Source organism: Gimesia sp., from assembly GCF_040219335.1.
Classification (GTDB): Bacteria; Planctomycetota; Planctomycetia; order Planctomycetales; family Planctomycetaceae; genus Gimesia.
Genome location: NZ_JAVJSQ010000019.1, coordinates 206,048 through 219,238 on the forward strand (window position 1 = coordinate 206,048; position 13,191 = coordinate 219,238).

The 13,191-nt window shown below is 51.9% G+C and carries 10 protein-coding genes; 4 read left to right on the plus strand and 6 right to left on the minus strand.

The genetic code is table 11. The features are described 5' to 3' along the window. Window positions 1–83: 83 nt before the first annotated feature. The 3 genes from RID21_RS15940 to RID21_RS15950 form a co-directional block, all read right to left on the minus strand. A complete protein-coding gene (locus RID21_RS15940) occupies window positions 84–1,460 on the minus strand; it encodes a PQQ-binding-like beta-propeller repeat protein (RefSeq protein ID WP_350190499.1) in 1,377 nt (458 codons plus the stop codon). A 108-nt stretch (window positions 1,461–1,568) separates the two neighbouring features. After that, complete coding sequence (gene asnB / locus RID21_RS15945) at window positions 1,569–3,581, minus strand: asparagine synthase (glutamine-hydrolyzing) (RefSeq protein WP_350190501.1); 2,013 nt, start codon at window positions 3,579–3,581, stop codon at window positions 1,569–1,571. 55 nt (window positions 3,582–3,636) lie between these two features. Further along, a complete protein-coding gene (locus RID21_RS15950) occupies window positions 3,637–4,752 on the minus strand; it encodes a glycosyltransferase (protein WP_350190503.1) in 1,116 nt (371 codons plus the stop codon). A gap of 140 nt (window positions 4,753–4,892) precedes the next feature. On the opposite strand from RID21_RS15950, the gene RID21_RS15955 reads away from it, so the two are divergent. From RID21_RS15955 to RID21_RS15965, 3 genes are all read left to right on the plus strand, one after another. Further along, window positions 4,893–5,432, plus strand: a complete 540-nt coding sequence (locus RID21_RS15955; RefSeq protein ID WP_350190505.1) for a macro domain-containing protein — start codon at window positions 4,893–4,895, stop codon at window positions 5,430–5,432. Between the two features lie 5 nt (window positions 5,433–5,437). Continuing rightward, window positions 5,438–6,310, plus strand: coding sequence for an alpha/beta hydrolase (locus RID21_RS15960; protein ID WP_350190507.1), 873 nt, complete (start codon window positions 5,438–5,440; stop codon window positions 6,308–6,310). A gap of 101 nt (window positions 6,311–6,411) precedes the next feature. Beyond that, on the plus strand, window positions 6,412–7,371 hold the full coding sequence (locus RID21_RS15965) for a YdjY domain-containing protein (protein ID WP_350190509.1): 960 nt from the start codon (window positions 6,412–6,414) through the stop codon (window positions 7,369–7,371). A 7-nt stretch (window positions 7,372–7,378) separates the two neighbouring features. Here the strand turns inward: RID21_RS15965 and RID21_RS15970 are convergent, their stop codons facing one another. Then, a complete protein-coding gene (locus RID21_RS15970) occupies window positions 7,379–8,194 on the minus strand; it encodes a sugar phosphate isomerase/epimerase family protein (protein ID WP_350190511.1) in 816 nt (271 codons plus the stop codon). A gap of 791 nt (window positions 8,195–8,985) precedes the next feature. On the opposite strand from RID21_RS15970, the gene RID21_RS15975 reads away from it, so the two are divergent. Next, a complete protein-coding gene (locus RID21_RS15975) occupies window positions 8,986–9,972 on the plus strand; it encodes a DUF1571 domain-containing protein (RefSeq protein ID WP_350190513.1) in 987 nt (328 codons plus the stop codon). A gap of 54 nt (window positions 9,973–10,026) precedes the next feature. On the opposite strand, the gene hemQ is transcribed toward RID21_RS15975, so the two are convergent. Both hemQ and RID21_RS15985 read right to left on the minus strand, forming a co-directional pair. Beyond that, window positions 10,027–10,869: a hydrogen peroxide-dependent heme synthase gene (gene hemQ / locus RID21_RS15980; protein ID WP_232106831.1), complete on the minus strand. Its 843-nt coding sequence runs from the start codon at window positions 10,867–10,869 to the stop codon at window positions 10,027–10,029. A gap of 167 nt (window positions 10,870–11,036) precedes the next feature. Then, entirely contained in the window at window positions 11,037–13,139 is a 2,103-nt protein-coding gene (locus tag RID21_RS15985; RefSeq protein WP_350190515.1) for an alpha/beta hydrolase family protein, read from the minus strand. Window positions 13,140–13,191: the final 52 nt, after the last annotated feature.

Here is a 13,191-nt window from a genome sequence, read left to right on the forward strand (position 1 = left end):
CAACAGCACAGAGCAGTCCCCGGGACTGCTCACAGGCATTCTATCGACTGGACTGGGAAGTTTACAGTGCAGCTCTGTGGCTTTTATGGGGATTCGTCAATCGATTCCAGGACGGGCAGTTCGTAGGCAATAATCTGGGTATTGCTGCGTACAAAAATCCGATTTTCCGCATAAGCGGGATGGGCCCAGGTCTCTCCAATCAGGTTGGTCCGGGCCAGTTCCCTGTAACCGGAAGGATCCAGCTCAGCCAGGATCAGATCTCCGTCAGAGTTGAGGATCAGGGCGCGGGGCTGTTGTTGCTTGAGCCAGATCAGGGTTGCCTGCGGATTTCGAGTATCACCGGGTGTCATCTGGTTTTTGTCGTCCCAGATTTTTTTCCCCGTGGCGAATTCAAAACAGGTCAGACCAAATCTTTTATCGAGTAGATAAGCATAGCCGTCCCGGTAAAGCGGTTGTGACATCAGACCTCTCAGTGTGCGTCGGTCCTCCCATTTCAGCTCTGCTTCTTCTGGCTGAGTGCCCAGCTGGATCGCTTTCGATCCCTCCCAGTAACCTGCCACAAAAACCAGTCCCTCATGCGCAATTGGATTGGCGATCGCGACACCGTAAGTGATTTTGTAAGGGACCGACCAGAAATGTTTCCCTGACTGTGGATCGACACTGTGAATGTGATTGGGAGACCAGATGATCAATTGTGACCGGCCCTTATGTTTGATCAACAAAGGTGTCGCATAGCCGGCAGTATCGGAGAGTGATCGCCACCGTTGGACGCCTGTCTTACGGTCCAGGGCGACGACCGCGGTCCCCTGCTCTTTGCCTCCGGGTAGCAGAATGACCATGTCTCCCAGTACATAAGGAGCAGCGGCATACCCCCACTGTGGTACTTTCCCCCCAAAGTCTTCAACGAGGTGCTTCTTCCAGATCACCTTCCCGGTTTTCGCAGACAGACAGTAAACATCGCCCATCGTTCCCAGCGTGTAGACCAGATCATCCACGATCGTGGGGGCCGCGCGAGGGCCATTGCCATAATCGAGGTCACGGTAATCGCAGGGATAGGTATGCGCCCAGATCTGTTGACCCGTCTGGGCGTCAAAGCAGAGCACTCGTTCAATCTTCTGCCGCGCGACTCGATGGCTGTGGATACCAGCTGCTTTTTGCTGATCTTCAGACGAGGCTACAGGCCGATCCATGACATAGAGTTTTCGATCCGCTACAGAAATGCCCCCGTAGCCTCCTCCCAGGTCGTGGGACCAGAGTTTTTTCAACCCCGATTCCGGCCAGGCTGTTTTGAGTGGCGGACCATTCCAGGTGCCATCACCGTGCGGTCCTCGCCACTGGGGCCATTCGTCCCAGCTCGCTCGTGGGTTTGCTCGGGGTGAATTGGGAGTTTCTGCGAAAGCAGATTCCAGGGAGATCAGGCAGTACAGCATGAACAGTGAGTTTAAAGCGAAAACACGCATGGTCGTCTCGTTTTTGGCGGGAATCAGTTAAGGCAGGTTGAAAGATCAACTGTTCTTAATATTTTCTCTGATTCGCAGATAAAGCTCAAGGGGCCGAGACGAAAACGGTCAGACCAGTGCAGCTTCTGGAAAGTGATCGGGAATGCTTGCCGGATCTATAAAGGTTCGAAACCACATTTCCAGAACCAGCAGCGACCAGAGTCGGGCGCTCTGATCCCATTGCTGATTCTGGTGTTCGTTGATCAGCTGTTCCACAGCCTTCCGGTCAAAGATCTGTCGGTCAATAGCCCGCTGGTCGAGCAGGACATCGTAGAGTAATGGTTTCAACTCATGACGGAACCAGTGATTGAGGGGCACACCGAATCCCATTTTTTTACGTGTCTGGATCGATTCGGGGAGAAGATCAGCAAAGGTGTCGACGAGAATCTGTTTGCCACGGCCTTTGTGCATTTTGAGATTCAGGGGCATGACTGCAGCCAGCTCAGCGACATGATGATCCAGGAACGGGCTGCGGCATTCCAGACTGTGGGCCATGCTGGCAATGTCAACCTTTGTCAGAATGTCACAGGGGAGATACGACAGCACATCGGTTGCAGTCGTGCGGGTCACAAAGTCACGGTCGGGACAGAGTTGATAAGCGTCTAGCAGGAACTGGTCGGCATCGAAGTTCTGGATCTGCTCTCTAAATTCCGGCGTGTACATCTCCAGTCGGCGTTCTGTATCAAAGATGCCGACCCATTTGAGGTAGCGACGTTCCGGTGGAACCGCGAGCCCCGCCAGGAACCGCTTGACGCGGCGGCGAAATGATTTCTGTTCCACAGATGCGGGCAGTTTCTGCCAGATGGAAGCGGTCATCATTTTTTTGACGAACCCCGGCAGTCGATCAAACCACTGTGAAAGTGCGACCGCTCTATAGCGGTCGTAGCCTGCAAACAGTTCGTCTCCCCCGTCTCCGGAGAGAGAAACGGTGACTTCTTGCCTGGTGACTTGTGAAAGGTACATCGTCGGGATAGCACTACTGTCGGCGAAAGGTTCATCGTAGTGCCAGGCCAGACGGGGCAGCATTTCGAGGGCCTCGGGGGCGACCACATACTCGTGATGTTCGGTACCCAGCTTGGCAGCTGCCTCGCGGGCATAGCTCGTCTCGTCAAACTGTTTCACCGGAAAGCCGATCGAAAAGGTATGAACCGGTCGTTCGGACATGCCCTGCATCAGTCCTGCGATGATCGTCGAATCGATTCCTCCGGAGAGAAATGCTCCCAGAGGGACATCACTCCGCATGCGGATTCGAACGGATTCCGTCAATGTCTGGCGAAGTGCCTTTGACCATTCCTGAGGTGTCTGAAACTTCAGGTCTGATTGTAATTCAGGATGCTGATAAGGGGGCGTCCAGTACCGCTCAACGGTGAGTTGTCCGTGTTCGTAGATTGCGCGGTGCGCCGGGGGCAACTTCTGGTAGCCTTTCAGAATTGACCAGGGGTGTGGCACATATTGATAGGCGAGAAACAGATCGATGGCGTGGGGATCAACTTCCCGGCTGGCACCAGGTAGCTGCAGGAGCGATTTGAGCTCACTGGCAAAGCTCAATCGTCCTGGTTCTTCCCGATAAAACAGGGGCTTCTGTCCCATGCGGTCGCGTGCCAGAAAGAGGCGCTGGCGACGTTCATCCCAGATGGCAAACGCAAACATCCCCCTCAGATGTTCCACGCAGGCCGCCCCCTGCTCTTCATAGAGGTGGACAATGACTTCTGTGTCGGATTCGGTTTTGAACTGGTGCCCCTGTCTGACCAGTTCTGTTCTGAGCTCCTGGTAGTTATAGATTTCGCCGTTAAAGACGATCCAGACAGTGCCGTCTTCGTTACAGAGTGGCTGGTGCCCGGTTCCCAGGTCGATGATCGACAGGCGGCGGTGTCCCAGGGCGGCACCGGTTTCAGAGCTTGGAGTGAAGTTGGTCAGCTGGTTTTCATCAGCGAACAGAAATGACCTGGGTTCCAAGTCTGAATGATAGCCTCCCGCATCATCGGGGCCCCGGTGAGAGATGACACTGGTCATGCTGCGGAGCACCAGTGGGGAGATGTTCTTGTCCCGTGTGGTCCACGAGGTTCCGGTGATTCCGCACATGATCTGAATTCTAAAAGCTGGGGGACGGGAGACGTGCTCTGGTCAGCAACTTCGATTACTGGAGGACTTCACGATAGAGTCTGGCATAGCCTTCTACCATTTTATCGACACTGAATTCCTCTTGCATCCTTTTTCGAGCGGCGTTTCCTAAATCTTTCGCGAGTTGCGGGTCAGCCAGGATGCGTTCTGCAAATTGTGCGAAACCCGTACTGTCACCCACTGAAGTCAGAAAGCCGGTCTCGCCATGCACGACCAGTTCCCTGTTGGGGGGAATATCACTGGCGACGACGGGAATGCCGTAGGACATGGCCTCCATAATGCTGTTCGACTGTCCTTCAAAGTCGCTGGCCAGTTGAAAGACTTCGAAGAGTGGAAAAAGCTGGTCGACATCGGTGCGGTGGCCCAGGAACCGTACGTTGGGAGTGACCGTATATTTGTGAGCCAACTGCTCCAGCTTCGCTCGTTCGGGGCCATCACCAATTAACAGCAGAACGATATCCTCATTCATCTGGCGAATCAGCTGTAGTGCCCAGAGCAGATCTTCGACACGTTTCTGGCGGGCCAGACGTCCCACGAAGGCAATCAGGCGCGCATTAGGGGGAATATCATGTTCCTGGTAAAGCTGTGAACGAACTGCTTCATTGACCGTCTTATCCGGCAGAACAATGCCGTTAGGAACGACTCGCAGTAGTGAATCTGGTACACCTTTATCCCTGTAAAAGTCGACAACACCCTGAGAGTTACCAACCAGCAGCGAAGTTTGCGGTAACAGACGCCGATCGACATTATGCTGCCAGTTACTCTTCCAGGAATCCACACAACGCTCGGAGACGATGACCTTGGTTTTTTTTTGTGAAGACGAGAGGCGTTTAACAGCCATTCTGCCATAGGAGTTGGCTGCAAATAGCCAGGTATGCAGAATGTCCGGTTGTTGCTGTTGTAGAGTTTTCTTTAACGCTCGGTATGCCAGCGGGTCGAATTTGAATCGTTTCTTGAGGATCGTCACCGGAATATCATGCTGCTGGAGTACCTCCGCATAAGGGCCTCCCCGGGTCAGCGCAATGACCTGCACATCAAACTCTTCACGGGGTAAAGACGTCGCCAGCAGAGTAAGCTGCTTTTCGGCACCGGACTGATCAAGAGTCGGAATGAGAAGGCTGACTTTTATCACGATGAAAGGGTTCGCATTCGTTGCTGAGAATTGTTTCCGGGTTCGCGCTTTGAAAGACGCCTATCGTATTTTATACTGCAGACGGTGATCAATATCTGATCTGTACCCTGCAGGTTGTCCGTATCATAGAATGAAAGACGATGATCGTACAGTTTGGATCTGCCCGGATTGAGCTGGTTCTGGGAGATATTACGACACAGCGCGTGGATGCGATCGTCAATGCCGCAAATGCGATGCTGGCGGGGGGCGGAGGCGTAGATGGAGCAATCCATGATGCCGCTGGTCCGGAAGTAATGAATGAGCTGAAGCGTCGTTACCCGGATGGATGCCCGACGGGGAGTGCCGTTGAGACGTCCGCTGGAAACCTGCGGGCAAAATACATTTTTCATGCGGTAGGCCCCATCTGGCGGGGAGGTGGAAATCAGGAGAAGGATCTGCTGGAGTCCGCTTATCAGACCTGTCTTTCACTGGGAGAAAAACTGCGGTGTCAGAGCCTGGCGTTTCCTTCGATCAGTACCGGAGTTTATGGCTATCCCGTTGATCTAGCGGCAGAAACGGCGCTACGGACGGTAGCAACGCGTCTGGAAGCGACCAGTCAGCTGGAGCTGGTGAAATTTGTTCTCTTTGATCAGGGGACGTTTGGTGGGTATGCCCGGGTTCTGGAAACAATGCTTGTCTGAGCCTTATGGTAGAACCCTTCATTCAGGAATTTGTTGCCTCTGATAATTACCGGCTGCAGGGGCGTGTCTGGAACCCCGAGGCGGAGGACATCAAAGGGGTTTTAGTCGTACTCCACGGAATTCAGAGTCATTCAGGCTGGTATGAAGCATCCTGTCGACAGCTCTGTGAGAGTGGATTTCAGATCTATTTTTTTGATCGCCGTGGATCGGGGCTGAATCGAGAACAGCGTGGCGATACTCCTCACTGGAAGCGACTGCTCCAGGACACAGTACAAATCCTGTCAGAGGTTCGTTTCCAGCAGTTCTCGTCAGGGAAAGCTGCGCCTGTGATTTTGCAGGCGATGAGCTGGGGAGCAAAACTGGCGGCGGTCGTGGCGACTCGTCGACCTGATCTGATAGACGGACTGGCTTTACTTTATCCGGGGGTTAAAGCACTCGTCCGGCCGAATCCCTTCCAGAAGTTTCAGCTGAATCTGGCTGACAAGATGGGAGTAAGGCAGAAGCCGGTCGCGATTCCGCTTAGTGATCCGGCATTGTTTACGGGAGACGCCGGGTGGCAGAATTTTATTCGTCATGATCCTCTGGCACTGCATGAGGTCACCGTTTCGTTTTTACTGGCTAACCGGGAACTGGATCGACTGGCGGACCAGGCCGCGGAGCAGATTGAATGTCCGGTGTTCTGTCAACTGTCGGGACAGGATCAGATCATCGATAACAAGGCTACGGAAGTCTGGTTGGACCGTGTCGGATCGGTGGAGAAGCGATGCATTTCCTATCCTGCTGCACGTCATACTCTCGAATTTGAGCCGCAGCGCGAGCAGATTGTGGCAGATTACGCTGACTGGCTGGCAGAAATCTGTTCTTCTGGTGAGATCTGAGAATTCCCCTCGAATCGGGGCAGACTTTTGACAATGAGTATCTAAAATAACAGTAGATTTCCGACGGGCCAGTTTATGTCTTCACTTTGTGGAATGATTTAATGAAGTATTCGTTTAAAAAACTCTCCCCTATGTTATTGGTGCTGCCGATTCTCATTGGGAATATTTCTTCACGCGCCGCGGAACCGGTTCAGAAAACAGTGACTGATTCCAAGGCTACCGAACCCGTGAAACAGGATTCAAAGGATTCTGAGGAGAAACTGGTTCCCCTCAACCCCCAGAAGACGGTGTTGCTGGATCTGGAACACAAGAAATTATTCTTGAAAACGCACGTCTGTCTGGTCGAAGGCGTATTGGAGATGCTCTGCTGTAAGAAACAGACCAAAGAACACGAGTCTATTTTATCGATTGATTCTCCTGCAAAAGCGATACACGCCGGCCTGTTGGCGATTGGTGCAAAAGCGGGAACCCCGGTTCAGTTCACGCCCAAGTTTACACCTCCCACGGGACAGAAACTAAATCTGATTCTGGAATGGAAAGACAAAGAGGGTAAAACGCATCGCGAAGAGGCACAGAAGTGGGTACGTACTTCGACTTCCCGTTACTTCACGGCAAAGCTGGATCAATTACCTCCCGGTGTGGTCATCGACAGAAAAACCGAACTACGGTACGACGACAAATACAAAGAATTGATCTGGTTTGGTGAGATGACCAAAGAAGAACGGGACCAGTTCCTGGCGAAATCAGATAACAAGACATATCAGGCAGCGATCAAAGATTTCTATGAAAAGACGCGTCCCCGTCTGATGGAAGCAGACTGGGTTTTCGCAGGCAGCGGTTTCTCCGTCGATGAGATGACTGGTGAAAAATACTATCACGCCGAGAGTGGTGACTTGATCTGTGTCGCTAATTTTCCGACGGCCACCATTGATGTCAGTATTGAAAGCTCTGCCTCTGGTGAAGGAAATTTGTTGTTTGAGGCGAATAAGGCCAAGATCCCACCGCGGGGAACTCCTGTGACAATTGAAATTTCGATTGCCCAGGGAGAAAAAGCCCGCTGAGGATAAATCAGCTGATTAGAGCAAAGGCTTTCTTCATCGCCTTGGCAGTAGTGGCAACCGCCTGATCGTCCGGCATTTCGCGGAGTGCTGCGTTGAACGGTTCTGCCCTCACCGGGCCATCGTAGCGAATTTCGTTCAGCGAATTGAGGAATGTGGCCAGATCGATCACGCCGGTCGCCATGGGCAGTTCGCGTTTCTGGTCAATCTGCTCATCGATTTCGAGTCCTTTCGGTGCGTCGTTCAGGTCAACGGCAACGATCTGGTCATTGGTCAGCGCCAGGATATCATCCTGCGTTTCATGTGCCGTGTACCAGTGCCAGCTGTCCAGAATCAGTCCTACCCCTTTGACGTCGATCGCGGCAATCAGTTCCTGCGTTTCGGGCAGGGAGTGGATGAACGGGTATTTTTTACTGGACCAGAGGGTTTTCGGGCCAACATATTCCAGTCCGAATCGGAGACCATGGTCTGCCAGAATCTGTGTGACCGCTTTCAGACGTTTGGCGTGACGTTTGAAGTTGGCGTTATAGGTCAGTTCTGCATGAGTAGGCATCAGCCAGGTGCCTGTGCGGGTGACACCAGCCCGTTGAAGTGAGGTGGCGTAGGCGGGTAGTGTCTGCAGCCCTTGCTGGAATTTCGCCTCATCGTTGCGAAAATCGACGGGCATTCCCGCGGCACTGAAAACCAGTTTTTTGCTCTTCAGTTCTAAATTTAATTCATCAAGTTGAGTGTCGGTGAGTTTTCCCAGATAACCGGCATCGGGGACGACGGCTTCAAATCCATATTTGTGGGCATAATCAATGGCCTGTCTCTGATCTGCTTTCACTCCAATCCGCCCGCATGAGAGGTCCAGTTTCATTAAACGGGGTTGTGATTTTGAACTAAGTGCACTTGAAGCAATTTGAGAAAAAGCCCCCGTGAACAGAGTGGCAGTAGCTGTCTGGATGAATGAGCGCCGGGAAAATTGCATCTTGTTGCCCCTTTCGAAGACAAAGACAGGGAATCCCTGTGGAGTGTTTTGTGATCTATATGAATATAACTCATTCTAAATGAGCGTCTTAGAAAAATAAAATGTGTTTGATGTTTTTTGGTGCTCTGACGGAATTGCCATCTCTCAGTGGAATTTGATTTAACCTGTTAATCTGGGGGCTTCTGGTTGAAGGTGTCAGTTTGATCTGATCTGAACCCTGAGGCCTGTCAGAACATGCAGGATTCAATACAAGGGGCGAGTTTTGTTAATAATGCCCCGGGAAGGATGTCGATTTTTCTTTTATAACCACCCCCGAAATGATCAATGTCCACCCACAACAGTGAGGTTGTGGCAGATTCAGAGACTATCAGGATCGGGAATACGCAGATTGCGTAATGTTCTCCGGTTTTGAAACAGGGCCGTTTTGTCGATGAACGCTCCGATTTCAAATTGATGAGAGCACATACTTTTATGGGAACAAACATCCGTCAGACGCACAAAGGGAATACCGTGTGCTGGCTAGATCACATCACCACGACGGGCAAGCCCGAGCGACGTCTTTTCACGGATGAGTGGATCCCGGATCAAGGATTCAGTTCAGACAAGACGGTGCCTTGCAGTTTCTTAATGAAAAGGAACGGTACCGCATGATGCGCATGCTTAAACACAGGTCCAAACAACAACTCCCGAACATGCTGGCTTCCGCCATTCTGTCTGCTGCGATTGGTGTGTTGTATTTCAGTTACGATCCATCTCCGGCTGACGCCGATCCCAACGATATGGCTGTGGTCGCTGCCCGACCGGTTCCCGTTCCGGTGATTGCTTATAAACCAACGGAATTTTCTGAATCCAATCAGGAAATTAAACAGGATGGTCAGGCACAGACTCAGCAGCAGCCCGGTACGTTAACCGGACGGATGGCTCTACTGATGAATCAGTTGTTGCTGGAAAAAGGCTGCCGTCTGTTGGATTCCGTATCAGATTACACAACCACTTTCTCAAAGCAGGAATACGTGGGCGGTGCCCTCACCGAGAACCAGGTTATTAACCTGAAATGTCGCCACAAACCCTTCAGCGTTTATATGAAGTGGGTTGTGGGAGACAAAGGCCAGGAACTGCTTTACGTTGATGGTGAAAATGATCAGAAAATGCTGGTCAAGATGGGCGGTCTGAAAGGTCGTCTGATGCCTACGCTGAAACTGGATCCCCACGGATCACTGGCTATGCAGGAATCACGTTATCCTATCACCAAAGCCGGTATCCGAGCATTGGCGGAAGAAATCATTGGCTTTCGTAAGAAAGACCTCGCAGAGAATCTGAATACCGAATGTGTGATGCTCAGTAACCAGAAATTTGATGGTAAAGATTGCTACTGCTTTATCGCTCACTTTGCGAATGCAAAAGAATCACCGACCTATCGGAAGTCCGTGATTTATATTGATCAGGAATCCTGTCTGCCTGTATTCGTTCGCGGATTTGGCTGGCCACGGGAAGAAATAGCTTCTGCCTCTCCCGAAGAATTGGATGAACAGACTCTGATTGAGTCCTATTCATTTACTGATATCAATCTGAAATCAGAGCTGGCTACAGCTGATTTCAGCGAATCCAACTCTGATTATCGTTTCCGCCGCTAAGCGGAACCGTTTCGAATAGATATGTCGAGTATAATCGCCTGTCTTGAGCTCTTGTCAGAGCTTGAGATGGGCGATTGCTTCTTCCGGGGGCATGATATAGCTGAGATAGAAGGGCCCGAACTCTGCATACTTGGCAGAGGCCTTGTCGAACCGCATCGTGTATACGATTTCTTTAATCGGTTCTGGTGCCCTGCCCCACAGCGTGACACCCCATTCCCAGTCGTCAAAGCCGGTTGACGCTGTAATCACCTGGACGACCCGCCCCGCGAACTTCATGCCGCTCAGACCGTGTTCTGCCATCATGTGATAACGGCTGCTGAAGGGCTCCATGTACCAGTTCGCACCGGGAACCCGTGATTTATTCATCGGGTAGAAAGTGCAGACGGGGAAGTCAGGAAATTCGGGGTACACCCGCTGTTGATTCATCGCTGGCAGACGTCCTTCGTAAGCCTTGAGCTTCGCCTGGAATGCCGGGCTGTCAGGATCAGTTCCCTCCTGCTTGAGTTTGTCCGCATACTGTTCCAGTGTGGGAACGTATTCGGAGATCTCCGTGAGCGACACAAAAGAATAGGTGGGAATGAGCGCGGGACCCACCCCACAGGATCGAATGGCATGTTTAATGCCATCGATCTTGATCGGATCCGGATCCATGATCAATACCTGCAGATCAGCTTTATGGCCGGTAACGACAGACGTTTGAATCCGTACAGGAGCGTCTTCCTGATCGGGGTCCAGGATGGCTGCCAGTTCCCGACGACCGCTGTCGCGAGTGGACTGATCAAGCTGATTAAGGATTCCCTGATCGACACGGTAATAAAGATGCAGGCAGTGCCAGCCTTCCGTCATGTTTGCTGTCGGATCAGGAAGTGGAGCAGATGTATGGGGAGGACGATTCACGTCGAAAAACCTTTAAGCTTGGAAACTCTATTTCTGTCTCATTATTGTAGCCTACCAGAAACGTACTTTTTTCGTCTCAGGCAGAGTAAGTTGATTATAACGGCGCGCACGCTCTGAGCAAACGCTGAGCGCGTCTGGTGATTGCCTGTATCCAGAAATCGCGACTTTTATTTTTCGATTCGCAGCTGTTTTTCCTGCCAGCCCATCTGTTTGCCAACCTGAATTGCATATTTCCAGTCCTGTGGATCAACCTGTTTGAGTATGACCGGCGTGCGACTGGCGGCCATGCTCAGAGCCTGTGGCAGGTCCAGGAATCGTAGAATGTTCAGGAGTGCAGGTCCCTGCTGATGCGATGCCGGCATACCGGAGAGTTCCAGCTGACTGATTCCTTGTTCAAACAGTGACGCATACAGACTGAGGGCGGCAGCTTCTCCGCTGGCCTTCAATGTCAGATTTGCCTTTTTGAATTCCGGCTGTGCCTTCAGTTGCTGAATCGTCTGGCGGATATCCCAGATCTGCATCCCTTCGAGTGACTGCCCCAGCAGATAGAAGCGGCGGCGGATCTGAACCTGTTTACGCGGATCCTGATTCCACTGATCCAGTCCCACACCTCGTGGAGTGAAGTAAACCAGGGCCGTCTGATCCTGCTGCACACGCTGCTGCATCTCTTTATAGAGTGAGGAAGCTTTCTCGGGTGACTGCTTTGCGTCCTCTTTTGTAGAAAAGAGGGGAGCGAGTGCAGACTGGAATTGTTCCCACTCTGCCTGATTTAAGACATTCAGAGTGACTTCAGAGACGGTTTTCGAATGGTCCGGCAGAACGATGAACAGTTTCAGGGGGACATGTTTCTGACTCTCAAACGAAATTGTTTTCAGAGTAAGACCATCTCGATGGCTGGTTTCTACCTTGACGTTCGAATCGACCTTATCAGGCCAGGCGCGGAAGGTTTTTTTGAGCAGCAGGTTTTTCCATTTTTCCGTCATCTGGTGCCATTCCGCCGAGTCCTGCGGGACCTCTGGTTTGGCTGTGGCGACGAACGATTCCTGGATTTTTGCATTTTTCTGATCTGCGGGCAGTTTCTTGAAGACACGTAATTCTTCAGGACTGTGAAACTTCGTGGCAGCCATCTCAATCAAGGAGTCATCCCCTTTCAGATAATGGTTGAACCAGCGAAACGCATGAATTCGCAGTTCCTGGGTATCCTTATGAGGTCCTTCTGTGATCTGCAGCCCGAGATGCTCCGGGACACCGTACAGTTCATAAATCTTCATGGTAGAGTTATAGACGTCAACCACGCCATCCAGGGGGAAGATACTGTCTTTGTCGGTGTTGGAAATCAACAGGGGCCGGGGAGCCACCAGGGCGGCGACCTGGGCGTAGTCCCACTGGTAAGTATTGACCATGAACATGCAGTCGCAGTGTCCTTCGACTGCCCCGTCAATGACATAATTCTTTAGATTCGTAATGCCTGCTACCGGAACAGCTGCTTTGATGCGCTCGTCCAGGGCTGCGATCCACCAGCTGTAAGCGCCCCCACCGGAACGTCCAGTGACCCCGAGCTTATCTCCATCAACTTCGGGACGCGATTGCAGGTAGTCCAGAGCGCGAATACAGTTCCAGGCTTCTACTCCAGCGGGCGTGTATCCCCGGGAGAGCCACCACCACATGCCTTCCCTGTAGGTACCATGGTGCAGCCCTTCGATTTCACCCAGTTGCAGAGTGTCAATCGTCAGGCAGGCATAACCATTGCGGGCAAACCACTCGCCATGATGCTGGTAATGCACTTTGTTTCCGTAACTGATGCCATTCTTTTTGACGCCCCCGTGCCCACATACATACAGAATCGCGGGAACCTTACCTTCCTGTTTGAGAGGTCGATAGAGATTGCCGGTAACGTACAACCCGGGACGCGACTGAAACGTGATGTTTTCAACGATGAATCCGTCGCTCTCGATCTTACCTGTGATTTCTGGTTTCAGATCTGTTTTGGGGGGAAGCGGCGAAAGTCCCAGCATTTCGAACAGCTGCTCTCGATATTGCTTTCGCTTCTGTTCCCAGGTCTTGAGGTCTTTAATGTCAGCCAGACTGCGATCAGCGAGACGCACTGCATGAAGCTTGAAGTAGTCGCTCAGGTTTTGATCTGCCTGGGAGGGACCGAGCACTTTACGGCGGTCCTGTACTTTGTCTGCTGCCAGTATCATGGTGGATTGCAGGAAGAGTCCGGCCAGGGTCAAAACGAGAAAAGTTCTTCGGAAGGATGTGTGAGCCATGGTTAATCCTGTCGATGGTTGAGGGCGGGATTGGAGGGAGTCAGGGTTCGTT

What these genes read in the sequence shown, in the direction of transcription:
- RID21_RS15940 (WP_350190499.1), bottom strand. Translation starts at nt 1,460, where the DNA reads ATGCGTGTTTTCGCTTTAAACTCACTGTTCATGCTGTACTGCCTGATC.
- RID21_RS15985 (WP_350190515.1), bottom strand. Translation starts at nt 13,139, where the DNA reads ATGGCTCACACATCCTTCCGAAGAACTTTTCTCGTTTTGACCCTGGCC.
- RID21_RS15975 (WP_350190513.1), top strand. Translation starts at nt 8,986, where the DNA reads ATGATGCGCATGCTTAAACACAGGTCCAAACAACAACTCCCGAACATG.
- RID21_RS15955 (WP_350190505.1), top strand. Translation starts at nt 4,893, where the DNA reads ATGATCGTACAGTTTGGATCTGCCCGGATTGAGCTGGTTCTGGGAGAT.
- RID21_RS15965 (WP_350190509.1), top strand. Translation starts at nt 6,412, where the DNA reads ATGAAGTATTCGTTTAAAAAACTCTCCCCTATGTTATTGGTGCTGCCG.
- RID21_RS15960 (WP_350190507.1), top strand. Translation starts at nt 5,438, where the DNA reads ATGGTAGAACCCTTCATTCAGGAATTTGTTGCCTCTGATAATTACCGG.
- asnB (WP_350190501.1), bottom strand. Translation starts at nt 3,581, where the DNA reads ATGTGCGGAATCACCGGAACCTCGTGGACCACACGGGACAAGAACATC.